This is a genomic window from Rhizobium sp. NPDC090275, assembly GCF_044772225.1.
In the GTDB taxonomy this organism is placed as follows: domain Bacteria; phylum Pseudomonadota; class Alphaproteobacteria; order Rhizobiales; family Rhizobiaceae; genus Rhizobium.
Genome location: NZ_JBIVYL010000011.1, coordinates 121,906 through 145,590 on the forward strand (window position 1 = coordinate 121,906; position 23,685 = coordinate 145,590).

General features: G+C 61.0%; 19 protein-coding genes. 12 read left to right on the top strand and 7 right to left on the bottom strand.

All coding sequences use genetic code 11. The features are described 5' to 3' along the window. Positions 1–3: 3 nt before the first annotated feature. Positions 4–1,128 (bottom strand): sugar ABC transporter substrate-binding protein, encoded by a 1,125-nt coding sequence (locus ACIQUB_RS24835; protein ID WP_402933226.1) that lies wholly within the window; start codon positions 1,126–1,128, stop codon positions 4–6. A 297-nt stretch (positions 1,129–1,425) separates the two neighbouring features. On the opposite strand from ACIQUB_RS24835, the gene ACIQUB_RS24840 reads away from it, so the two are divergent. The 4 genes from ACIQUB_RS24840 to ACIQUB_RS24855 all read left to right on the top strand — a co-directional run bounded on the left by ACIQUB_RS24840 (position 1,426) and on the right by ACIQUB_RS24855 (position 5,823). Further along, positions 1,426–2,502 carry an LLM class flavin-dependent oxidoreductase gene (locus ACIQUB_RS24840; RefSeq protein WP_402933229.1) on the top strand — a complete coding sequence of 359 codons (1,077 nt, stop codon included), beginning with the start codon at positions 1,426–1,428 and terminating at the stop codon, positions 2,500–2,502. Between the two features lie 10 nt (positions 2,503–2,512). Further along, positions 2,513–3,277: an SDR family NAD(P)-dependent oxidoreductase gene (locus ACIQUB_RS24845; protein WP_402933232.1), complete on the top strand. Its 765-nt coding sequence runs from the start codon at positions 2,513–2,515 to the stop codon at positions 3,275–3,277. A gap of 166 nt (positions 3,278–3,443) precedes the next feature. Beyond that, on the top strand, positions 3,444–4,208 hold the full coding sequence (locus ACIQUB_RS24850) for an SDR family NAD(P)-dependent oxidoreductase (protein WP_402933235.1): 765 nt from the start codon (positions 3,444–3,446) through the stop codon (positions 4,206–4,208). Positions 4,209–4,221: 13 nt separating this feature from the next. Beyond that, positions 4,222–5,823 carry a GMC family oxidoreductase gene (locus ACIQUB_RS24855; protein WP_402933238.1) on the top strand — a complete coding sequence of 534 codons (1,602 nt, stop codon included), beginning with the start codon at positions 4,222–4,224 and terminating at the stop codon, positions 5,821–5,823. Between the two features lie 188 nt (positions 5,824–6,011). Here ACIQUB_RS24855 and ACIQUB_RS24860 read toward each other — a convergent pair whose 3' ends face one another. From ACIQUB_RS24860 to ACIQUB_RS24875, 4 genes are read right to left on the bottom strand one after another with little or no spacing between them, the layout of a single operon-like run. After that, positions 6,012–7,397: an MmgE/PrpD family protein gene (locus ACIQUB_RS24860; RefSeq protein WP_402933241.1), complete on the bottom strand. Its 1,386-nt coding sequence runs from the start codon at positions 7,395–7,397 to the stop codon at positions 6,012–6,014. After that, entirely contained in the window at positions 7,394–7,843 is a 450-nt protein-coding gene (locus tag ACIQUB_RS24865) for a hypothetical protein (protein ID WP_402933244.1), read from the bottom strand. Before ACIQUB_RS24865 ends, ACIQUB_RS24860 begins: the two co-directional genes overlap by 4 nt. Before the next feature lie 15 nt (positions 7,844–7,858). Beyond that, on the bottom strand, positions 7,859–9,529 hold the full coding sequence (locus tag ACIQUB_RS24870) for a GMC family oxidoreductase (RefSeq protein ID WP_402933246.1): 1,671 nt from the start codon (positions 9,527–9,529) through the stop codon (positions 7,859–7,861). Positions 9,530–9,553: 24 nt separating this feature from the next. Beyond that, on the bottom strand, positions 9,554–11,350 hold the full coding sequence (locus ACIQUB_RS24875; RefSeq protein WP_402933248.1) for an oligopeptide/dipeptide ABC transporter ATP-binding protein: 1,797 nt from the start codon (positions 11,348–11,350) through the stop codon (positions 9,554–9,556). Between the two features lie 267 nt (positions 11,351–11,617). Here ACIQUB_RS24875 and ACIQUB_RS24880 point away from each other — a divergent pair, with 267 nt between their 5' ends. The 8 genes from ACIQUB_RS24880 (at position 11,618) to ACIQUB_RS24915 (ending at position 20,778) form a co-directional block, all read left to right on the top strand. Continuing rightward, entirely contained in the window at positions 11,618–13,357 is a 1,740-nt protein-coding gene (locus ACIQUB_RS24880; RefSeq protein ID WP_402933249.1) for an ABC transporter substrate-binding protein, read from the top strand. A 53-nt stretch (positions 13,358–13,410) separates the two neighbouring features. Then, positions 13,411–14,436 (top strand): ABC transporter permease, encoded by a 1,026-nt coding sequence (locus ACIQUB_RS24885; protein WP_402933251.1) that lies wholly within the window; start codon positions 13,411–13,413, stop codon positions 14,434–14,436. Further along, complete coding sequence (locus ACIQUB_RS24890; RefSeq protein ID WP_402933254.1) at positions 14,433–15,344, top strand: ABC transporter permease; 912 nt, start codon at positions 14,433–14,435, stop codon at positions 15,342–15,344. Before ACIQUB_RS24885 ends, ACIQUB_RS24890 begins: the two co-directional genes overlap by 4 nt. Before the next feature lie 72 nt (positions 15,345–15,416). Beyond that, positions 15,417–15,728, top strand: a complete 312-nt coding sequence (locus ACIQUB_RS24895) for a hypothetical protein (protein WP_402933257.1) — start codon at positions 15,417–15,419, stop codon at positions 15,726–15,728. Positions 15,729–15,731: 3 nt separating this feature from the next. Further along, entirely contained in the window at positions 15,732–16,571 is an 840-nt protein-coding gene (locus ACIQUB_RS24900; protein WP_402933260.1) for an SDR family NAD(P)-dependent oxidoreductase, read from the top strand. A gap of 98 nt (positions 16,572–16,669) precedes the next feature. Then, positions 16,670–18,079: an FAD-dependent oxidoreductase gene (locus ACIQUB_RS24905; protein ID WP_402933263.1), complete on the top strand. Its 1,410-nt coding sequence runs from the start codon at positions 16,670–16,672 to the stop codon at positions 18,077–18,079. 64 nt (positions 18,080–18,143) lie between these two features. Continuing rightward, positions 18,144–19,328, top strand: a complete 1,185-nt coding sequence (locus ACIQUB_RS24910) for an iron-containing alcohol dehydrogenase (RefSeq protein ID WP_402933266.1) — start codon at positions 18,144–18,146, stop codon at positions 19,326–19,328. Positions 19,329–20,154: 826 nt separating this feature from the next. Continuing rightward, positions 20,155–20,778: a plasmid pRiA4b ORF-3 family protein gene (locus tag ACIQUB_RS24915; RefSeq protein ID WP_402933470.1), complete on the top strand. Its 624-nt coding sequence runs from the start codon at positions 20,155–20,157 to the stop codon at positions 20,776–20,778. Positions 20,779–21,225: 447 nt separating this feature from the next. On the opposite strand, the gene ACIQUB_RS24920 is transcribed toward ACIQUB_RS24915, so the two are convergent. Together ACIQUB_RS24920 and ACIQUB_RS24925 are read right to left on the bottom strand one after the other, a co-directional pair. Continuing rightward, complete coding sequence (locus ACIQUB_RS24920) at positions 21,226–23,292, bottom strand: SUMF1/EgtB/PvdO family nonheme iron enzyme (RefSeq protein WP_402933269.1); 2,067 nt, start codon at positions 23,290–23,292, stop codon at positions 21,226–21,228. After that, entirely contained in the window at positions 23,289–23,672 is a 384-nt protein-coding gene (locus ACIQUB_RS24925; RefSeq protein WP_402933272.1) for a VOC family protein, read from the bottom strand. The genes ACIQUB_RS24920 and ACIQUB_RS24925 overlap by 4 nt, the downstream gene beginning before the upstream one ends. Positions 23,673–23,685 lie beyond the last annotated feature (13 nt).

A 23,685-nucleotide genomic window follows, 5' to 3' on the forward strand; every position in this document is an offset into this window, starting at 1 on the left:
AGCCTACTGGATCTTCCAGGTTTCGTTGAAGCCCTTCACATAGTCGTCGCCGTAGCCCTTGTTCGGGACGGCAGGCACGCCGGCTGACTGAACGTTCGAGGCATCGAAGATGTAGTAAGGAACCCCGATGTCCCTCGGCATCGGCAGGCCAGCCAGCTTGCGCATGTAACCGTCGATTGTGGCGCGAGCGATCCAATCCAGGCTTTCGCCGATATCCATTTCTACTTTGCCGTCACGGATGAAATCCAGCACGAAGGGCGTGCCATTCGAGGTGGCAACCTTGACGGTGTCGCTCTTGCCGGTCAGGTCGAGCGCCGGAACGACGAACTGGCTCATGCTGTCATAGATCGGGATGACGTAGTTGGCGGTCGGGTTGGAGATCAGCGCCGACTGGACCGAAGGCTGGATCTTTGTTCCCCATTCGGTGATGCCAACATTGATTTCCTGCAAGATCGTGCACTTCGGGCAGTTTTTGGCGAAGGCGTCGTGGATGCCCTGGACCAGCGGCGCCGTCGGCGGCACTTCGTCGGATTTGACGACGATTGCATGTGCGTCGCCCTTGGTCTTGTAGATCATCCAATTTCCGAGCAACCAACCTTGGCCGTAGAAGCTGACCGGCAGGTCGCCTGCCAGAAGCGGGCTTGCTGGCTGGGAAGGATCATAGAAATGCGATGTAAAGACGCTGACACCGGCATCCTTGGCCGACTGCAGTTGCGGCTGAACTACCGCTGGATTGACGCCCGAGATCAGGTCGACAATGTCGATCTTGTTCTGGATGGCATATTCTATCCCCTGGACCCATTGGCTTGGCTGCCCCTGGTTCTCCCATTCACGGACGTCAAGGCCGATTTCCTTGCCGACGGCTATCTCGCGGGTGATGATGCCCTTCAGGAACTGGTTCGAACTGGTGTTGGGAATAGAGATCATCTTCTTGCCCTTCGCAACCGCTCGGATGTCGAAAGCTTCGCCGGCCGGCTTATAGACCGGGGGCTGGCGATGATCCTCGATGATCTTCGTTGCGCGAGCGACGCCATCGGAGGCATCGTCTGCTTTGGCTGAGCCGCCCACGACTGCTGTTGAAAGACCAATCAATCCAAACGCGATCTGGCAAGCCTTGTTCAAATGCATGTGTGTTCCCCTTTTTTGAGCGATTTGCGAGCCATACCCTGGCCCAAAATCGCATGCGTATTCATTTAATCTTCTTTTTACTGCGGAAATTGTCAACCGCATTTTTCCTCCACGGCACAGCTGCACGGTTTTTGCCTAAAATTTGGGAGATATGACAAATAATGGGCAGTAATCTGCCTTCAACACGGTAGGTGGATTTCTGACTTATTCGGGCGAGACCCTCACTACGATCTTGACATATGAGCCCCGCATAGAAATTCTGCATGCGTATGCGAAAAGGGATCAAAGGATGTTTCCATGAATGGATACCTCGAACTCGGGCTGTTTTTGCCAAGCACCAAGGGAGGACTGGTGATGGCCAGGAACCTGCCCTCCGAACGGGAAGCGACCTGGGGGCTTAACAAGGAGGTGGTATTAGCGGCCGAGGCCTCCGGCATGGAGTTCGCACTTTCGCAGGTAAAATGGCGTGGCTATGGCGGTGAATCTGGCCATTGGGACGGTGCGCAGGAATCCTTCACACTGATGGCGGGTCTTGCGGCGGTCACCTCGAAGATCAAGCTCATTGCTTCAGTGGCGGTGCGCACCATCAACCCGGCAGTTGCCGCAAAGATGGCGGCCACGATCGACGATATCGCGGATGGCCGCTTCGCGCTCAACATCGTCGCCGGCTGGAACAAGTTCGAATACGCCCAGATGGGACTGTGGAGCGACGACGACTATTATCTCAACCGCTACGACTACGCGGACGAATACCTGACGATCCTTAGACGGCTGTGGACCGAGGACGGTGTCACGTTTGACGGCAAATATTTCAAGCTCGAGGATTGCAGGTCAAACCCGAAACCGAAGGCACCGCTGAAGATCGTCAGCGCCGGCCAGTCGGAAGGCGCCCTCGCCTTCGTCGCCCGCCATTCCGATTATTCCTTCATCGGCCGGATGAACGACAGCGCCAAGCAACTAGGCGAGCTCGCCCGGAAGATCGCTGGTCTTGCTGCGGACCAAGGCCGAAGCGTCACCTCCTACACGCTGCTTAACGTCGTCGCCGGCCGGACGCACGAAGAGGCCGAGGCGCGCAAGGCAAAATACATGGCCGATCGCGACGAAGTGGCGATCGAGGAGTGGCTGCGCGTTTCCGGTTTCGACAAGAACCGCGCCGATTACCAGACGCTGCCGCCGGAAACGACGACATTCATGTCTGTCCCCTATATCGTCGGCTCGCACGAGAAGATCGCGGCTCATCTGGATTCGCTAGCACAATACGGCGTCGGCGGTGTCGCGCTCTGCTTTCCCGATTTCGAGAAGGACGTACCGGATTTCATCGCCAACGTCTTGCCGCGGATGGCGTCCCGACAGAACGCCATGATCAGGACCTGAGGAGATAGCTGTGCTTGAGTTGAAAGCCCCTTCGTTCCGGCTGGACGGACGCCGCGCTTTGGTCACCGGAGCCGGCCGCGGCATCGGCCTTGCCGCCGCATCGGCGCTGGCCGAGGCCGGCGCGCATGTGACCCTTGCTGCCCGCACGGCCGGCGAGATCGAGGCAGCGGCGCGCGAGATCCAGGCCGCCGGACGATCGGCCGAGGCGATGGTGCTTGACGTCACCGATTGCGAAGGCGCGGCGACGCGAATCGGTGCCAGCAAGCCCTTCGACATCCTCGTCAACAATGCCGGCACCAATCGCCCCACTCCCTTCGTCGATGTTCGCCCCGACGATTTCGATGCCGTTATCGACCTCAACGTCCGCGCCGCCTTCTTCACCGCACAGAGCGTCGCCCGTCGTCTGATCGACGCCGGAAAGGCCGGCTCGATCATTAATGTCTCCTCGCAGATGGGGCATGTCGGAGGGGCCAACCGCAGCGTCTACTGCGCGTCGAAATGGGCGATGGAAGGGTTTACCCGCGCCATGGCTGTGGAACTCGGTCCGCATGCGATCCGCTGCAACACGATCTGCCCGACCTTCATCGAGACACCGATGACCAGACCCTTCCTGGACGACCCCGCCTTCCGATCGAGCGTGCTGTCGAAGATCAAGCTCGGACGCCTCGGGACACCGCAAGACCTGATGGGCGCCATTGTCTTCCTGGCAAGCGATGCTGCCGCTTTGATGACCGGCGCCTCGCTGCTCCTCGACGGCGGCTGGACCGCCGACTGACGCTGTCGCTGCTGACCGGGATCGCCCTGATAGAGGCGTCCATCGATTTACGATTGTCTATTGCATACGTATGCGTATATTGAATTCGAGCCTTGTTCGACATCCTCACAGTGACGGACAGCTATGATGACTACAGGCAGCAGCTGATGACGAGGAAATGGTAGAGATGGTTGAAAAACACGGCGGAAAATCCGTTCTTATTACCGGCGGCGCCAGCGGCATTGGTCTCGGCATTGTCAAGCGGCTGCTTGCGGATGGCGCATCAGTTGCGTCTTTCGACTTGCACCCGACGGAAATGAATACGAATTCATCGAAGTTTCTATCACTGACCGGCGATGCCGTCGATGAGGCGGCGGTCGACAAGGCGGTGCAAGATACGGTAGCGGCCTTCGGCGGTCTCGACATCATGGTCTGCAATGCCGGCGTTATCGCGATCAGCCCGGTGATCGACATGGATTTTGCCGAATGGCGCCGCGTCACCGAAATCAATCTCCACAGCGTGTTTTTGGGCTCGCGCGCATCGGCCCGGCAGATGATCGCGCAGGGGCGCGGCGGTGTTATCATCAATGCTTCATCCGGCGGCGGCCGCAAAGGCGCGCCCAATCTCTCGCATTACTGCGCATCGAAGGCAGCGATCATCTCGCTAACGCAGTCGCTGGCAATCGAACTCGCCCCTCACAAGATCCGCGTCAACTCCTACACGCCCGGCCATATCGAAACGCCGTTTTGGAAGGGCATCGCCGAAGGGTTCGCTGCCATATCGGGCAAGTCGCCGGACGAGGTGGTCGAGGACTTCCGCAAGACGGTGCCCTGGGGCCGCTTCGGCACCCCGGCCGATGTCGCCGCTACCGTTTCGTGGCTCGCCAGTCCAGACGCCGAATATATCAGCGGCCAGGCGATCGCCATGAACGGCGCCGAATTCCCCTACTGAGGCGCGCGACCAGATGGAGGAGTTCGATTTTATCGTCGTCGGGGCCGGCTCCGCCGGCTGCGTATTGGCAAATCGCCTTTCGGAGGATGGACGAAATACGGTGCTACTGATCGAGGCCGGCGGCTCCGATCGCAATCCGGTCTTCTCCATTCCACTGCTGGCGGGTGCTGCCTATTTCTGGCGTCCTAGCAACTGGCATTATTCGACCGAGCCGCAGGTCAATCTCGACGGCCGCCGGATCAAATGGCCACGCGGAAAGGTGCTCGGCGGCTCATCCACCATCAACGGAATGATGTATATGCGCGGCACACGTGCCGACTACCAGACCTGGCGGCAAATGGGCCTGCATGGCTGGGGCTATGACGAGGTGCTGCCCTATTTTCGGCGAGCCGAAAACAATCCCGAGCGGCCGGACGATCCGTTCCATGGCCAGACCGGCCCGCTGCACGTCGAAAGGGCCAAGGCCGACAATCCGCTCTACCGCGCTTTCCTCGCCGCCGGTCTCGACGAGGGGTTCGCGGCCAACGACGACTTCAACGGTGAGCACCAGGAGGGGCTCGGACGTTACGACTTCAACGTGCTGAACGGCCGGCGAGTGAGCAGCTCGACCGCCTATCTGCGCCCGATCTTGAGCCGCACCAATCTTGCCGTCTGGACCAAGACGCTGGTGACGAAGATCGTCGTGGCCGATGGGCGGGCAACGGCGCTCGACGTGATGCGCTCCGGCGCAACCCAGCGGGTCAGGGCAAGACGCGAGATCATCCTCAGCGCCGGCGCGATCAACTCGCCGCAGTTGCTGCAGCTGTCGGGGGTCGGCGATCCGAAGCATCTGGCGCCGCTCGGCATCACCCCCACGGTCGTCGCGCCGGAGGTGGGCCGGAACCTCCAGGACCATCTTGGCGTCTACTTGAAATACACCGCAAGGGAGAACGTGACGCTCTATTCGCTTTTCCGTCCCGACAAGGCGGTGGCGGCGCTGACGCGGGCCTACTTCTTCGGGACCGGACCGGCGGCGGCGGTGCCGCTCGAGGCGGGCGGCTTTCTAAAGACGCGTGCGGAACTCGAGCAGCCCGACATCCACATGACCTTCGTTCCCGGGCTGAACCTCGAGACGACCCGGGCCGGCCAGGGCGGTCACGGCTATCTCATCAGCTTCTACCAGCTGCGGCCCGAAAGCCGTGGTTCAGTCATGATCACCAGCCCGGATCCGCGCGCCGCACCGGCGATGGACCCCGCCTATCTGGCCTCGCCCCTTGATCGCCAGGTGATGCGCGACGGCAGCCGGCTCGCCCGGCGGATCGGCGAGAACCGGTTGATGGCAGCCCACAGTGCCTCGCAGATTTCACCGGTCGATGCGGATTTCGCCGATGACGCATCCATCGACGCCTGGGTGCGCAGCTGCGCCAGTACGACCTTCCATCCGACGGGAAGCTGCCGCATGGGCGCTGACGACAGAGCCGTCGTCGATGCCGAGCTAAAGGTGCGCGGGGTCAAGGGGCTTCGCGTCGTCGACGCGTCGATCATGCCTGCCATCGTCAGTGGTAACACCTCGGCGCCGACGATGATGATCGCGGAGAAGGCCTCCGACATGATCCTCGGAAAGCCTGCCCTGTAGTGCCATCCCGTTTTCTCAGTCAAGAAGGATGTTTCGGCTTTGGCTTCGTCCTGATGGACGATGGCCGCTGCGACAATCACGCGATTGCCTTGACATGAAAAATTCCGGGCGCGTCTTGGACCTATGGCCCTTGAGGCGCCCGGCGAGTGCGGGTGGCGAGTGGCGGCTGTCAGCAAGGGAAAGTGCGCTTAGGCCGTTAGATACTTTGCAATCTCGGCGACATCCTGGATGTCCTCGAAGTCATCGACCACCTTGATGAGCGTTTCACCGGCGGCAAGGTCGAGCTTCCTAGTGCGCTTCCAGCAGCGGCGGAACTTGTCGAGATGTTCCTCGCGGCTGAGCGGGTTGGTGTGGTGGCCATAGGCCGCCTCAACGAAGACCTCGTGCCTGGTACCGTTCTTCAGCGTCACGGCGACTGTCTGCGGCGTCATGGCGCTTTCATTCGGATTGTTGTCCTGGATGATCTTCACCAGTGACGCAAAGGAATGCGTCCGCTTGTTCTGCAGCACCTCGGCGCCGATGAAGTGTTCGACATCGACCTTGCCGTGGTTGAGATACGTGCCGGCGACGAAGGCGAGGCACAGCTTTGCATAGTTCGGCGCCGGATCAGGAAGGTCGGCGCGCCCGACCAGCCGGTTGACCAGCGGCGGCACGGTGCAAACGATCTCGGCAATATCGTCGGGCGAGAAGCCGTGCTTGGTGATGAGCCGGTTTAGCCCGTCGACGGCGCCATGCGTCAGGCGGCCGGTCGGAAACGGCTTGTGCGACATCAGCTCGATCTGGAAATGCTCTTCCAGTTCCTTCCTGCCGTATTCGACGTCGAAGGGTCCTTCCTCCAGAAGACGGAAGTAGCCGTAGCGGCCGGTCAGCACGTCGGCCGGGCCGAGGATGCCTTCCCGGGCGAAGTCGCAAGAGGCGATCGCAGCACGCGAATTGAAGCCGACCTGCATGCCGAGCAGCGGCGAACCCTCGACATGCGATTGCAGCGTGCCGCTCGATTGGCCGTATTGGTTGCCGAGCGAGCGCGTCAGCGTCTCAACGTCAAAGCCTTCGAGCTTGCCGATCGCCGAGGCGGCGCCGAAACCGCCGGCCGTCGCCGGGCGGAAGAAGCTGATCGGGCCCTTGGCCGACTTGCCAAGAAAAACCGACATGTCGACGCCGAGGACGGCGGCGGTCAGGAAATCGCGGCCGTTGATCGGCCGACCCTGCGCCGAGCGCCGTTCAGCGTAGGCGAGCAGGGCGGAGATGATCGTCGCCATAGGGTGCAGCACGGCATCCTCGTTGACGCAGTCATATTCGAGGCTGTGGATTTGATAGGCATTGACGAAGGCGGCGGCAGGGGCCGGTAGGCGTTCGCCGCTGACCCAGACGGTCGCCTCGTCGCCGGAACCCCAGCTTTTGGCGACCCGGATGATGTTTTCGAGACCGAAGCCATAGCAGCCGGCAACCCCGACGCCAAACGTGTCGAGCAGGAAGGTTTTCGCCTTGTCCACCGCCACCGCTGGCAGCTGCTGATAGGTCGTATCGACGATGCGGGCGGTCAGCCAGGGGAGTACGTTGGTCTGTTCGGTCACTGTTTGCTTCCTTCGATGTTGGGCGACGGCGCGTCCCGCCAGCTCGGCGGATTGCGTTTCACCTTTTCCAGAATGGTCTCGTCGAATGCCGGCAAGGCATAGCCGACAGGCTGCGGCGGATGGTGGTATCCGGTCGTGGCGGAAATCACCGCCAGAACGGCGGGCGCCGTGTAATAGGCGCGATAGGCGGCGGCGAGGAAGACTTGAAACAGGTCGGCCCGTTGCGTCTCCAAAGCGACGATCGCGGAAGTCCGCTCAGAGATCGGCCAGTCGGCGAACGCTGTGGCGATTTCGCCCAGCACCTCGCAAATCAACTCAGCATCGACGCCCGCGCTGCTCAATCTGGGCCCGACGCCTGCCGCGCTGCCGGATGGAAAACCGTCGGTACCGGGAAGAAGGACGTCAAGAAGTGCTGAGAGCTTGCGCTGGTCATCGTCACCGATCATCGTTTATCCCCACGCTTATGCACGCCCATCGGCAGCGACAGTTGCTTCGCCGCCCATCCAGCCGAGTTTCGTCGCCTGCGTCGCGGCCTTTCGATCGCGCCGCAGCTCGATGATCCGGTCCGCCGCCCTGAGCGCGATGGCCTGGATGGTCGGCGTCGGGTTCAGTGCGGCGGCGGTCACGAAGACGCTGCCGTCGATGATGTAGAGATTGTCGCAATCATGGGCCCTACAGTCGATATCGACGACCGAGCGCTCGCGATCGGTTCCCATGCAGGCGGTGCCGAGCAGGTGGAAACCGGTATAGGCGACCAGCGGCGTCGTATGGATCGTCGTGGCGCCGGCCTCCTTCAGGATCGCTGTGGCGCTGACGACGCCATGATCGATCATTCGCTTCGTGTTGTCGGAAAGCCGATAGTGGAATCGCGGCGCCGGAATGCCGAAGCCATCCTTGAGGTTGGGGTCGAGCGTGATGCAGTTGCTCTCCTCCGGCAGATCCTCGGTGGTAACCGTCAGGCCGGCGGTGCGCCCGAAGCCGTTGGCAAAGGCCTGATGATGGCCTACACCCCATGGCAGGCGCGGATGGTGACCGCCGAGCGCAAAGCCGAGCGGCGCTTCAGAGCGCACGAGCTGCATCTGGTAGCCGCGGACGAAATCGTGCGCCTCGCGGGTTTCGTAGAAATGCTGGCACAGCAGGGTGCAGGCGAAGGCGCCGGCGAAATTGTCCATCGGCTCTGGGAAGATGCCCGAAACGAAACCGGTCGGGTGATGCATCAGGCGTTTGCCGACCAAGCCGGAATTGTTGGCCAGCCCGTTCGGATGCCGGCCGGATTGAGATAACAGCATCAGGCGCGGGCTGCCGGCACCGTTGGCGGCAAGGATGACTGTACCCGCCGCGATATGGCAGGTCTTGCCGCTATCGTCGTAATAGGCGGCGCCTTTGGCGCGGCCGTGCTCGTCCAAGGTAATCTCGAAGACGCGGGCGCCGGTGACAAGCTCGACGCCGGCCGCCAGTGCCGGCGGCCAGTAGGTGCTATCGGCGCTGGCCCGCGACAGCCGCGGACAGCCCATGTCGCAGGGTCCGCAATGATTGCAGGCGCCGCGGCCGCGATAGGTCTGGCTGGTGATCGCGACATCGGAGACCCACCAGTGCCAGCCGAGCCGGTCAAGCGCCTTGGCCACCTTCTCGCCGCCGGCGCCCAGCGGCAGCGGCGGCATCGGGCGCGGGCTGCGCGGCGGATTGCCGGGATCGCCCGCTAGGCCTGAAGTGCCCATCATCCAGTCGTTGATGTCGTAGTATCGTTCGAGCTCGAAATAGTCGAGCGGCCAGTCCTCGGCGACGCCGTCGAGGCTGCGGACCTTGAAATCCGAGGGGCGGAAGCGCGGAAACTGGGCGCCCCATTTCATCGTGCTGCCTCCGACGCCGTTGAACATGACGGGCTTGATCGGCGTGTCGCTGTCCTCGACCGGGTAATCTTCCGGCCGACGGCGGATGTTGGGCGACCAGTGATCCGAGCTGCCCCGGATGATTTCCCAGTCGTAGGTCGTTGTCGGCGTATCCGTCTGGTCGCGCCAGTAGCCCTGCTCGAGGCAGGTCACCTGGAAGCCGGCCGAAGCCAGCCGCCAAGCACAGGCCGCGCCACTCGCGCCGGCGCCGATAATCAGGATTCTCTCGGATGCATCGCTCATATCTGCGCTTCCTTGATGCAGCGGCTAGAGATCGGCGCTTTCCTGGGCCCGCCAGCAGCGCACCTGCCGGCCAGTCGGATCGGGGCGGAGCACCTGCGGCTGGTTACTGCATTGCTCCAGGCGGTAGGAACAGCGGCTGTAAAGATAACAGCCTTTCGGCAGGTTGATCGGGCTCGGAATCTCGCCGGCAAGCGTATCCTCGTTGACTCGGTCCACGCGCCGGTTTTGCGGATCTGGCGACAGATGCGAGGCGATCAGCGCGCGGGTGTAGGGATGGCGCGGCCGCAAGAACAGGTCTTCGGTAGCGCCCACCTCGACGATCTGGCCGAGATACATCACAGCGACGCGGTCGCAGACCTCGCTGACCGTCGTTAGGTCGTGCGAGATGAACAGGAAGGCGAGCTTCAGCTCGCTCTGCAGCCGCCGCAGCAGGCTGATGAGGCTGGCGCGGGCAGACGGCGTCAGAACCGAGGTCGGCTCGTCAAGCACGACAAATTCCGGATTGCAGGCAAGCGAGCGGGCAATGTTGACGCGCTGCAGCGCGCCGGCGCCGAGATCCCGCGGCCGCATGGACAGCATGGATTCGTCGAGCTCGACCAGCTTCATTAGCTCGCGCACCCGCGCCAGCTTTTCGGCTCGGCTGCCAATGCCGTGGACGTCGAGCGGCTCCATCAGAAGCTGCTGCACCGTCCAGCGCAGGTCAACGCTGTCATAGGGATCCTGCAGGACGATCTGCATGCGCGATCGCATCGTCTTCAGCTCGCTCTTACCGAGTTCGCGCATGTCGCGGCCGTTGAAGACCACCTTACCCTTGTCCGCTTCCAGCAGGCGGATGAGCAGGCGCCCGACCGTTGACTTGCCGGAACCGCTTTCGCCCACAAGGCCGATCGCCTCTCCCGGTTTAACCACAAGATCGACGCTACTGACGGCATGTACTTTGCTGGTCGAATTGGCGATCGGGAACGTCTTGGTAAGGTCGTTGACCTCGACAAGCGCCGTCACGGACGCGTCCGCCACGGCAACGCTCGGAATATCGGCGCGGGAAACGACATGGTGGCTCTTGCGGGTGCGTGCGAAATATTCGCGCGTCTCGCCCCCATCGACAACCCTGCCCTTTTCCAGAACAACGACGCGGTCGCAATAATTGGCGATGATGCCATCTTCCTGCGTGACCAGCAGCACCGATGACTGCGTCGTGCGCACTGTTTGCCACATCTGGTCGAGGAACTGCGCCTGGATCGTCACGTCGAGGCCGCTGGTAGGCTCGTCGGCAACAAGCAGGCGCGGCATTGAGGAGAGCGCCATGGCAATCAGCACGCGCTGCGCCATGCCGCCCGAGAGTTCGTGGGCGAAAGCATCTAGGCGGCGTTCGGGATCGTTGATGCCGACGAGCTTCAGCATTTCGATCGCCCGGCCCCGCGCCATGGCGGATCCGCCCTCATTGTGGGCCCGCCACGCCTGGCTGATCTGGCCGCCGACGCGCAGCATCGGATGGAGCGAGGCGCGCGGGTTCTGGACGATAAGCCCAATGTCAGCGCCGCGGACGTCGCGCAGCTCGTTCGGTGGCATTTTCAGGAGATCGCGACCCTCAAGCGAAACCGAACCGGCAACGATCTTACCCGGCGGCTTGGCAAGGCCGAGCATGGCATAGGCCGCCGTCGACTTACCGCTGCCGCTCTCGCCTAGCAGGCCCACAATCTCGCCGCGCCTTACATCGATATCGAACCCGTCGAGTGCCCGAGTGCGGCCGAACTCGACCGTTAGTCCGCGCACTTCCAGCAGCATCTCGCCCTCCACGGGCGAGCTTGGCCGATCCAGCATTTCATTCCCCTTTTGAACTTTCACCGACACGCCAAGGGTAGTCGATGCATTCATTTTGAATTCGTATTCAAAATCCCAACCGGAAAGATGTCAATTGTAAAAATTCTTATCGAACGGAGAAAAACGATTGTTATCGCGTCATTTCGGGGCTTTTTTTGATCAAATGGAAAAAATCCCGATGAAATTTTTCTTAATGACCTGCTTGACTATTCTCGAGGCGCTGCAATTATGAATTCGCATGCAACAATCCAAACAGGGGAACAAGCCGTGCAAATCAACTCCAAGTCCATCCGTGGCCGCGCATTGCGCGGAGCCGTCGCGGCGCTTGCCGCGGGCAGCATCCTTTCATCGCCCTTCGCTTCAAAGACTGCGCAGGCAGCAGACAAGGATACAGTGCTCTTTCTAGCGGAAGACGTTCCGTCGGGCCTCGACATCGATGGCCCGTCGATCGCAATTCCGACCTCGCAGCTCGGCATGGCGCAGCTTCTCGAGCCGCTCGTCGCCTATAAGAACAAACCGGCTGACAAGGACGGCATGGTACTGCCGGACGTGACCCAGTTCGAGGGTAGGCTCTTGACCAGCTGGGACTATGATCCGGCGTCATTCACCTGGACGCTTCACCTGCGCAAGGGCGTGAAGAGCTGCGCTGGCAACGAATTCACCGCCGACGATTTGATCTACACTTATGGTCGCGCGCTGAACGCCGGCGGAGCGGTGCCGAACGCCTGGTTCCTCCTCAACATGTCCGACGTCAAAGGCTTCACCAAGGATGTCTTCAGCAAGGATCCGGCCGTGGCCACCAAGGCCAAGACGATGAGCGACGCTGTCGGCATCAAGAAGATCGACGACTACACGGTCCAGGTCACGCAGACCCAGGAAAACCCGCTCTTCCTCGTCAACATGGCCGTGACGAACTCGCAGGGTGTCTTCGATTCCAAGGAGATGAAGAAGCACGCGACGGACAAGGATCCGTGGAGCTACGACTACACGAACAACGTCAACCTGCCATCATTCGGTCCGTACTGCCTCGATTCTTGGACGAAAAATGCCGAAATCCGCTTCAAGGCCAACCCGGACTACTATCGCGGCAAGGCGCCGATCGAGAAGGCCATCATCAAGAAGGTGCCCCAGGCCGGCAACCGCATCAGCATCCTGCGCAGCGGCCAGGCACAGATTGCCCAGGGCCTGACGCCAAACCAGTATGAAAGCGTGATGAAAATGCCGGGCTTGAAGGTCAACGGCGTGAACGGCAACGAAGGCCTGTTCATCGTCATGAACTTCAAGACCCCCCCTTTCGACAACATCAAGCTTCGCCAGGCGATTGCCTACGCGATGCCTTACCAGCGCATCATCGACGTCGGCTACAGCGGCCAAGCCAAGCAGTGGCGGAGCATCGTGCCGTCGAGCTACCCAAGCTTCAGGCCGCACCAGCCCCCATACTCCTATGATGTCGACAAGGCTAAGCAGCTGCTCGCCGATGCCGGCTTCCCAGGCGGGAAAGGTCTGGAAAAATACGCGGCTCAGTTCAAGCTGACCTATGTGGCAGAGAAGGAAACGACGCTCGGTCCGATCGTCAACCAGGTCCGCACGGCATTGAGCGCCATCGGCATCCCGGTCACGCTCGACCCGATCCCGGAAACCCAGTACGGCGACCGCCAGATCGTCAAGAAAGACCTCGCCTTCGCCATCAACGACCAGGAAAAACCCATCGGCGTCGATAGCGGTTACGCCATGCAACTGTTCTTCGTCTCTACGGAAGCCGGCGCAATCAACAACATGATGAACTACGCCAATCCTGAAATCGACTCGATGTGGCAGAAGGCCAAGGTCGAGCCGGACAAGGCAAAGCGCGACCAGCAACTCGGTGACATGCAGGACATCTTGATGCGTGACCTCGCTTGGCTGCCTGTCGTCGAGTTCAAGACAGAATGGGCCCATTCCGACAAGCTGAAGGGTATTACCTGGCAGCCGTCCAATGCCCTGCCGCTCTACGAACTCCATTATTAAGGCCTCAGCCGGCATCCCGTATTGGGGTGCCGGCCTCCATTTGGAGTGACGTCATGCTCAAGCGATTTGTCTTTCGCAGACTGTTGACGGGTGCTGTGCAGATGTTGGGGTTGACGCTTGCCGTCTTCTTTCTCGTGCGCATGCTGCCTGCCGATCCCGTTGCCCGCCTCGTCGGGCTCAACGCCTCGCCCGAGGCCTATTCTCAAGCCCAGCACAGCCTTGGCCTCGACAAACCTGTTTTCGTCCAGCTGATGGATTATCTCGGATTCGGAAGCGGCCCGGGTATCCTGCAGGGTAATCTTGGCACCTCCTGGGTGACCAATTCGCCGGTGACGCAGGAAATCGCCATGGCGCTGCCAATCACGCTGGAACTCCTGACCTACAGCTTTCTCGTTACGCTGCTGATCGCTGTACCGGTCGGTGTCGCCAGCGCCAACAGCCCCGGCAAGTTCGTCGACAAGGTGGTATTCGCCTATGGCTTGTTCGGCGGCTCGCAGCCGGAATTCTGGTGGGGCCTGCTGTTCGTGATGATCTTCTTCTCGACGCTCGGCATTGCTCCGGCGCCGCTCGGCATGATCGATCCGCTCCTGAGCGCTCCTCCCAGGGTCACGGGCTTCTTCGTCATCGACGCGCTGATTTCCGGCGATTTCACCGCCCTCGTCGATATCATGCACCACCTGATGTTGCCGGTGCTGACCATGGTGTTCATTCTATCCGGTCCGGTCATCAAAATGGTGCGCCAAAGTATGATCCGCGCCCAGTCTTCCGACTTCGTCATGTATGCGAATGCCGTCGGCCTGCGCCAGAAGACTGTGACGCGCTATGCGATGCGCGCTGCCATGGCACCGACGATCACGCTAGTTGGCATTTTGTACGGCGTCATGCTCGGCGGTGCCGTGCTGGTTGAACAGGTCTTCTCGCTCGGCGGCATCGGCCAGTATGCCGTGCGTTCTGTGCTCGCCTTCGATTACCCGTCAATCCAGGGCATCGTCCTGGTCATTACCTCCATCTCGCTGGTCATCTACCTGATCCTCGATATCCTCTTTGCCTTCATCGATCCAAGGGTGGTCTATTCATGATGGAAATTGCGACGACATCCCCGATCCTGCGCAACGGCCGCAAAACCAGGCGCCCGGCCATGCCGGCGCTTTTGACCTTCGCCGTCGTCTTCGCTTCGCTCGCGGTCGTGATGGCGCTGTTCGGCGAGCATCTCGTTCCCTACAATCCGATCGACAGCTCCTTCGAGCCGAACCTGCCGCCACCGCCGATCAGCGACGTGCCGGTCCTGTTCCTGTCCTGGATCAAGGGTTCGGCTGTCGATCCGATCCATTGGTTCGGCACGGACTCGTCCGGGTTCGACGTTTTCTCTCGCGTGCTCTGCGCCCCGCGCATCGATCTATCGATCGCGCTCGCCGCGAACTGCCTGGCAATGCTGATGGGCATTCCGTTCGGCCTGGTAGCGGGCTATTTCCGCAATCCGCTGACTGAATTCATGATGCGCGCCTCCGACGTGCTGCAGTCCTTCCCGGTATTTATTTCGGCGATGATCCTGGTGGCGCTCGGCGGACAGTCGATCATCAACGTGGTGCTCGCCCTGTCGCTGCTCTATGCGCCGATCTACGTTCGGCTCACCCGCACAGAGGTGCTGACACAGAAGAGCCGCGGCATGGTCGAGGCCTCGCGCGCCATCGGCCAGAGCGAGATGATGATCGCGCTGAAGCATGTGCTGCCGAATTCGCTTGGGCCCGCGCTTGTCCAGAGCTCGGTCACGATCGGCTTCGCAATTCTTCTGACCGCCGGCCTTTCATTCGTCGGTGCCGGCGTGCGTCCGCCGAGCCCGGAATGGGGGTTGATGATCTCGACCGGCGCCAACGACATCGTGCTCGGCCAGTGGTGGACATCGGTCTTCCCCGGCATTGCAATCTCGCTGACCGTCTTCAGCTTCGCAGTCATCGGCGATGCAATGGAGCGCCGCTATAACCGCTGACACCTTATCGATCCCGCCGCGGCCGCCGTTCCGGCCACGGCACACCGGCTCTGCATTACGTGAGGAATTTCCATGCGCATCATCGTTCTCTTCAACCTCCGTCCCGATGTTACCGTCGACGATTACGAGGACTGGGCCCGCAAGACGGACATCCCTATCGTCAATGGCCTAACGTCGATCAAGAGCTTCACGGTTCACAAGTCGGTCGAAGTGCTCGGCTCGGACATGGCGCCGCCCTATCAGTATATCGAGGTGCTCGATGTCGCCAACGAGGTTCAATTCAGCGCAGATGTCTCGACCGACACGATGAAGGCCATCGCCGCAGAGTTCCAGAAACTCGCCGACAACCCGATCTTCATCAAGACAAGCAGCCTGGAGGCCTGATCGATGAGCAGCAAGGAACTGGCGGGCAAGGTCGCGCTGATCACCGGCGCCGGCCGTGAGGGCGGCCTCGGACAGGCGATTGCGCAGACGCTGGCTTCGGCCGGTGCGTCGATCATGCTCCATGATCGCGGCGCCACAGCGGGCGAGATTGCTCCGGCGCATGGTGTCGGCACCAAGAGCCAGCTGAATACCATCGCCGACCGTATCCGTGCGACCGGCGCAAAGGTCGAAACCGTGACCGGCGACCTGCTCGACGAAACAGCGATCGCGGCGATGGTCGCCAAGACGGTCGAAAAACTCGGCCGGCTCGACATCCTCGTCAACAATGCCGGTATCGGCTACCTCTTCGGCCCAGCCGTCGACATCACCGCCGAGCAGCTCGATGCCGTTCTCGGCGTCAACCTGCGCGCGCCGATGCTGGCGATCAAGCATGCCGCCCGGCAGATGATCAAACAGGGCCAGGGTGGGCGCATCATCAACATTGCCTCGCAGGCCGGCAAGTCCGGCTTCGCGCTGGCGGCAGCCTATACCGCCTCGAAACACGGTCTGATCGGGCTGACACGATCGATCGCGCTGGAGCTCGGCGATCAGGGGATCACCGTCAACGCCGTCTGCCCCAATCACGTCACGACCGGCCTCGGCAGCTGGCAGAACGACTTCATGTCGAAGGCCCGCGGCCAGACCATGGAACAGTATATGGGCGAGATGCGCGCCCGCATCCCGCTCGGTCGCACCTGCACGCCAGAGGACATCGCCGCCGCTGCGCTTTTTCTCTGCACTCCCGCTGCTGCCTACATTACCGCCGAGGCGATGAACGTTTCCGGCGGCGAGGAATATCACTGAAACAGAAGAGTCACGTCGTGGGCCTGCCAACCGGCGCGACCTCTTCGAGATGCCAAATGGCCGCCAAGCGGTGCGGATTAATTGAAAGGATTACTGTCATGCCTGGTGTAGAGAGATCGGCACAGGAATTCGAAGTGGAATTCCCCGTCATCGTCGTGGGCGCAGGTGCTGCCGGGTTCACGGCGGCGCTTGCTGCACGCGATGCCGGCGCCGATGTACTGCTGCTTGAACGCGACCTCGTGCCGCGCGGCAGCACCTCCATGTCGCAGGGCTATGTCTGCGCCGCCGCCAGCAAGGTGCAGCGGGCCGCCGGTATCGAGGACGATGCCGACGCCTTTTACCGCGACATCATGGCCCGGACCAAGGGAACCGCAGACCCGCTGATTTCCCGCACCGTAGCCGATGAGTCCGGCCCGACAATCGATTGGTTGATGGAAAAATTCGACATTCCCTTCAGTATGAACCTGCCCTGGGCCGGTGCTTTCGGGCATTCCGTCAACCGAATGCATGGCGTGCCGGAACGTCGCGGTGAACAATTGCATGGCGCACTGGCCAGCGCGGCCGACTCGATCGGTGTAGACACCGTGACAGGCGCGCACGTCGATCTCGTTTATGCCGACGAGAGCGGCAAGGTTACAGGCGTGCGGATCAAGCGCTCCGATGGCAGCGAGGAGAAGGTCGGCTGCAAGGCGTTGGTGCTTGCCACCTGCGGCTTCGGCGCCAATCATGAGATGGTCAAGACCTTCATACCATCCTTCGGTACCTCGTCCTATTACCGCTATTTTGGTCACGAGGGTAACGACGGTGAAGGAATAGAGTGGGGCATGGAGCTGGGTGCGGCAACAGGCAGCATGGATGCGTATCAAGGCTACGGCGCGCTGGCCGAGCCTTATGGCATCATCGTCAACTACGACATTGTCATGCGCGGCGGCTGGACAGTCAATATCGACGGCGAGCGCTTCTCGAACGAGAATGCCGACATCTCCGCCCAGGCTCTGCACGTGCTGCAGCAGCCAAACGGCACCGGCTGGATCATTTTCGACGATGCCCGTCGCGACATCTGCGCCGATCTGCCGGAATTTCGTGATCTGGCTGCCCTTGGCGCGGTGCGCACGGCACCTTCAGCGAAAGAACTTGCCGCGATCATCAAGGTTCCGGCTGAAGCGCTCGAAGCGACGATGGCCTCTGTCGAGCGCATGGCGAAAGGCGAGATCGAATGCCCCTTCGGTCGCGATTTCACCAAGTATCCGCCCCTCAGCGGCCAGCTCCATGCCATCCGCACGACCGGCGCCCTCTTCCACACCCAGGGCGGCCTGCAGGTCGATAGCGAAGCACAGGTGGTGCGTGCCGATGGCAGCAAGCTGCCGAACCTGTTTGCCAGTGGCGGCGCGGCACGCAGCATCTCTGGCAACGGCGTAGATGGCTACCTGCCTGCCGCAGGTCTCTGCACCGCCGTAACGCTCGGCCGACTGGCCGGCCAGGCAGCGGCAAAGCTCGCAGCTCGATAAACGACACAACAGCCCGACCGCAACTCTTGCGACCGGGACAATGAGGGAAGGCGGGAGGATCACCATGGATGCATTCAGCTTCGACACGACCCGATCGATCGTCTATGGTATCGACAGTATCGACCAGCTCGCCGAACGGTGCAAACACAGTCTCGGCAAGCGAATTTTCGTTGTCACCGACCCCGGCATCGTCAAGGCAGGCTTGATTGCCAATCCTCTCGCCCGTCTAGACGAGGCAGGCATCTCGACTTTCATCTTTGATCGGGTCACTGCCGATCCGCCTGAAGTCATCATCGAGCATGCCGTGGAAGAGGCATGCCGCTTTGGCACGACGGGCATAGTCGGTATCGGCGGAGGCTCTTCGCTGGATGTCGCCAAGCTCGTAGCTCTGATTGCGGGGAGCGGCGAAAGGCTGCAGGAAATCTACGGGATCGGTAAGGCTCAGGGGCCGCGGCTGCCGCTTGCTCTCGTGCCGACCACGGCCGGCACGGGATCGGAAGTGACGCCAATCGCAATTGTCACGACCGGCGCGCACGAAAAGCAGGGTGTCGTCTCGAACCTGCTTATTCCGGATTTCGCCATTCTCGATCCGCGACTGACGATCGGCCTACCTCCCGCAGTCACGGCTGCGACGGGGATCGACGCGATGGTTCATGCCATTGAGGCATTTACGACACGCAGCCGGAACGCCAATCCAATCTCGAAGGCTCTCGCCAAGGAGGCGTTGCGCCTTCTCGGCGGCAATATTAAGCAAGCGGTTCTCAACGGCGCCGACGTCGAGGCACGTGGGGCCATGCTGCTCGGCTCCCTTCTCGCGGGCCAGGCGTTCGCCAATTCCCCAGTCGCCGCGGTCCATGCCCTTGCGTATCCGCTCGGTGGCCATTACGGCATTCCGCACGGTCTTTCAAACGCCTTGGTCCTCACGGAGGTCATGCGCTTCAACCTCCCCTATTGCGGCAAGGAATATGCGGAATTGGCACACTGCCTCTTCGCAGACATGGCGGTGTCGTCTTCCACGGATCGCGCCGAAGAAATGATCAATCGGCTTGCAGCACTGTGTCAACAGCTTGGCCTTCCCACCAAGCTGTCAGAGGTTGGCGTTGCGGAAGATAAACTCGGCACTTTGGCCACAGACGCAATGAAGCAGCAGCGCTTGCTGGTGAACAATCCCCGAGAGGTGAGATTCGAAGATGCTTTCGCGATCTACCAAGCCGCGCATAGCATCTCTGCTGCATCCCGAAACCGCTAGGAGCGCCGGCTCGACGAGGCAATCACCTTTGACGCCTGGTCTGAGAATGTGCAAGAAACGAAAAAGCCTGCCGCGGGAGGAGGTGCGGCAGGCTTTCGAAAGAATTGAACAACGGCTGGGAGGAGGAGTGCCGCTGTTCGGTCAGGCAACCCTGGGAGGAGGAGTGGGTCGCCTGAAACACGAAGCTCTGCGGGAGGAGGTGCATTGCTTCCATGAATTAAACATACCAGAGGCTGCCCCGATCGCCAGCGTGTAGATCGCAATGCAGCCATGCAAATGTTGCAACGCAATATGGTCTTTCCACTTATATCTGGTCCGTTATGATGCAGCGCAGCTGTACACGCATTCGGCTCGAAGGAGACAATGAGCTCGATCACCTATGCGTATGAGATTTCGCATCGCTCAGTATCGAGCGCCGTCCAGCTTATCGATGGCAGTTGAACTGGCGACGTCTGTTCCGCCAAACGCCTTGCCATACAACAGATGTGCTTCTCGGCTGGAGGTCAGGCCGCTAGGCATTCGTCACAGATCGCACGGTCATCGCCATCGGTGCTCGATGCCGGGCACAATTTTTTTAACAGCAGGGCCGGGTCGTCGCGTCCGAACTTCGAATATCTTATCATTCCGGCGCAAGAATTTCGATGCAAACCTTCGACACCATATCGGCCGTGCTTTCATCCGTGCCGGTGCTCCCTTCGGGCTCATATCAGAGACAGTGAGCATGAACGGCTGCACAAGTCGACAGGCTGCTGTCTCGAGCTTGCCGATGCAAAAAACGACGAGCGGCCTTCTTGACGATCCCCTTCCGACCATGTTCATTCCTGCCATGTTCACGCCCGCAAACGCCGTGCAGATCAGAGTTTCTATCGACGGCATCCAGCCGCAAGTCTGGCGTCGGCTAATTTTGCCGATACATTGGAACCTGGAACATCTACATCTCGGAATTCAGGCTGCCTTCAATTGGTGGAACTATCATCTCTACGAGTTTCTAATTGGCGGTCTGCGCTATGGTGATGTCGAGGTCCTGACAGAGGATGCGGCCGACGACGATCCTCGCGTCTTCGATCAGACAGAGGTTCGCTTGCAGGACTTCGAACAAGGATCTGTCTTCAGCTATCACTATGATTTCGGGGATGGCTGGCGGCACACCGTCGCGGTCGAGGATTTCTTGACGCTCGCGTCTTCGCCGAAACAAGGAAGCTGCATCGCCGGCGAAAGGGCGCGACCGCCGGAAGATGTCGGTGGCGTGTCAGGTTATGACCGGTTCCTGACGCTCATCACCGATCAGGAAGACCCCGAATATGCAGAAACGATGCGCTGGTGCGGTGGGTATTTTGATCCCGAATGGTTCGACTTGTCGCTGGTGGACAGGGATCTGCGCAATGCTTTGCGCTCGAACGTCAGACGGCGTCTTTATCAACCAAAACCAAAAGCCGCGCCGAAGAGGTAAGGCGTGCGCTGCACTTTTTTGGTTTGTATGGCAATTTCCTAAGTCGATTCATTCGCACCATTTCCAGATGCACGGCAGCCTTCAACTGGGTATGAGACCTGCGGCGCGAAAACTGGCGGTCATTGCGTTGGAGAGCGACATATCAAAGCGGCTGCGGGCGAGAAGCTAGGCTCCCGCAACGGCAGCAAAGATTGCCCTCCCCTGCTTCGCTCGCGTTGTCGCCCGCCGGACCACCATCGGCAAGCCGTCGGCGATCCAGGCCAGGCTGGCGTCAGCAAAGCTGTGCACCTACTTGCGTACCGGCTCCTGCCACGGCGCGGACTTGAGCTCACCGTGGCACTTTGAGTGCTAGCGCCTTGTGGCTGCGCCCTCGAGCTCGTCCAGCGCATAAGCTGCAGCCGCACGGAGCTCGTGAGGAAGTGTTATGGGCATTCTGGCCCCTTAACCTCAGGCTCGTGCGACCACGATCCTGAAGCCATTACCCCGCCAGAAACCGTCCGGCTCCAGGCTCCCACGGTAGGTGCAGCAGGCCTTGAGCTTGCCGCTGGAGAAACAACCGCCGCGCAGCACACGGCGAATGGATGGCCCTGCATCCGGTTCCTCGCGGCCGTCGTTGGCGTAGGGATACTTGTAATGCGGCGTTGCCATGTCCTCGCCCCAGAGCGTTGTAGCCCACTCCCATACTTGGCCGGCCATGTCATAGCAGCCATATGGCGACTTGCCCTTGGGAAAAAGGCCGACGGCACAGGTGGTGTTGAACCCCGCTTCCTCGGAATTGGACGCGTCGTCCCGCCATTCGGTAGCCCAGGGATAGATGACCATGTCGGCGCCCTTATCAGGCTGGTCGCCGCGCGCCGCGCGCTCCCATTCCGGCTCCGTTGGCAGACGCACGATTTCATCTGCCGAGATGCGGCCCTGCGCACGCCAACGTCCAGTTAGCCAGTCACAATAGGCGCGCGCATCGCGCCAAGTCAGATCCGTCGCAGGTGTAGTGCGGCGATCTTCCGCGAGACCATCGGGACTGCGCCAAAGGCGGTTGGTTTCCTCCACGAAAGCTCGATAGTCGCGGTTCGTGACGGGGTAGATACCGATCTTGAACGCGCCGACTGTCACCGCATGCGGCGGCGCCGAATTCGGATGCGTATCTGATCCGAACATGAAGGTACCAGCGGGAACATCGACAAGTGCCTGCAGGTCGCGTGGGTCTCCCCAGCGCGACAGCGTGCGGGCTGCTTGCTCGCGTTGCGCGGCCGAAAGAGCGCCGCTGCTGATAATGGCGAGCAGATGCGCGGCGATGCGTTCGCGAAGCGGGCTGGTTTCGGTCACGAGGTCGGCGGCAAGCAGCGCCCCGCGCAGCATGTTGTCGCCTTCACCGCCAAGCAGCGCTTCGATAAGCCGGTCGGCTGCCTGCGTGCCGGAAAGGCGATTGGAAAGCCCTCGCAGGACCGGCGCCCAGAGAGCCGGAAACGCCCGGAACGGCAGCACCGCCTTATCGGCTGGTTCTGACGACAGATGGCGCGCCGCCAATAACTGGCGCACGCGGGTGACGGGAAACAGCGCGGGATCGTCACTCTTTCCACTGAGCGCATCGAAGGCAAGGCCGCAGAGGACACCCATCGTCTTGTCGTCGCCGGCGATCCGTGCCACCCAGCGGTCGGTGATGGCTTCGGCGGTCTCGCCGGCATCGCCTGCAGACATCGCCATGGCGAACTGCGCGGGATTGCCGGCAGCCGAACCAAGCGCCACGTTCGAGCGGGCGAGATCGAGACCCGCCAGCCGCGCAGCGGCTTCGACGCGTTGCGCCTTCAGAAGCGGCAACAGGTCATATCGGACGCAATCGGCCGGCAGTGGCCAGCTCTTGACGGTGGAGATCTCGCCGAGCGCCAACAGCCGCACCCGCGCATGCGCTTTTTGAAACGCCAGCGCCTCGGCAAGCAGATGCGGGCCTCGATCGACGGCGGCCTCGATCGCATCGAGAATGATTAGAATGGTGATATCAGCATCGGCCAGCGTCAAATCGTCGAACACCGCTCGCGCGCCGGTCTGCTCAAGTAGATCCTCGAATGTCTGTGGACCGGTGACAGTCATGTAGACAGGAGCGATATTCTCAAGGTCCCAGTGCTCCTCGTGCACCGCGCCCAGATCGTTGCGCGCCACCGCCTGCGGCAGCATGGCCGAGGCGCCCGTGGCCAACCGGGAAGCGAGGTGGCGGGCGAAACTCGTCTTGCCGCTTCCGGTCTCGCCGACCAGTATGATCGCCGGATTGTCGCGAACCATCTCCAGCGCCGTGAAATAGACAGCCGGCTCGGGTTCGGCCTGATCCTTGAGCTTGCGCAGCCCCTTGGCGGCTTTGTCTTCGAAAGTGAAATTGACCAACAGTGGGATATAGCCCGATGCGAGGTCGGCCACCGAGCCATCAGGCAAGCCGAGTAGCGGCGCTTGGGCAAACGCTTTCGCCTCCGCGAAGATAGCGTCAAACACGGGGCCGAACGGCGTTTCTTTCGAGGTGGTCATTGAAACAGCTTCGCGACTTCGAGATTATGGAAACGCTGGATTTCGATCGCATAGCCGGCGGGATCCTCGAAGAAAAAATGTTCGCAGAAGCGGCCACGCAGCATCTCGGATTGCCCGGTAACTCCTATTTTCTTGAGACGCGCATGCCATCCCTCGACATCCTGCGAGACGATCGTCAGCAGCACTGCGCTCTTTTCCTGGTGCTTCAGGTGGCCGCGATTGCCGTCGACAATACCGAAATAGCAGTTCTCGGCGATGCGATAAATGCGTGCCAGGCCCTGATCGAGGACAAGTTCGAAGCCGAGGGTCTGTTCGTAGAACGGGACAACGGCATGAATGTCGTCATAATAGAAGAAGGTGATCGAATAATCGTTTTTCATGGTCTGTCCTTAC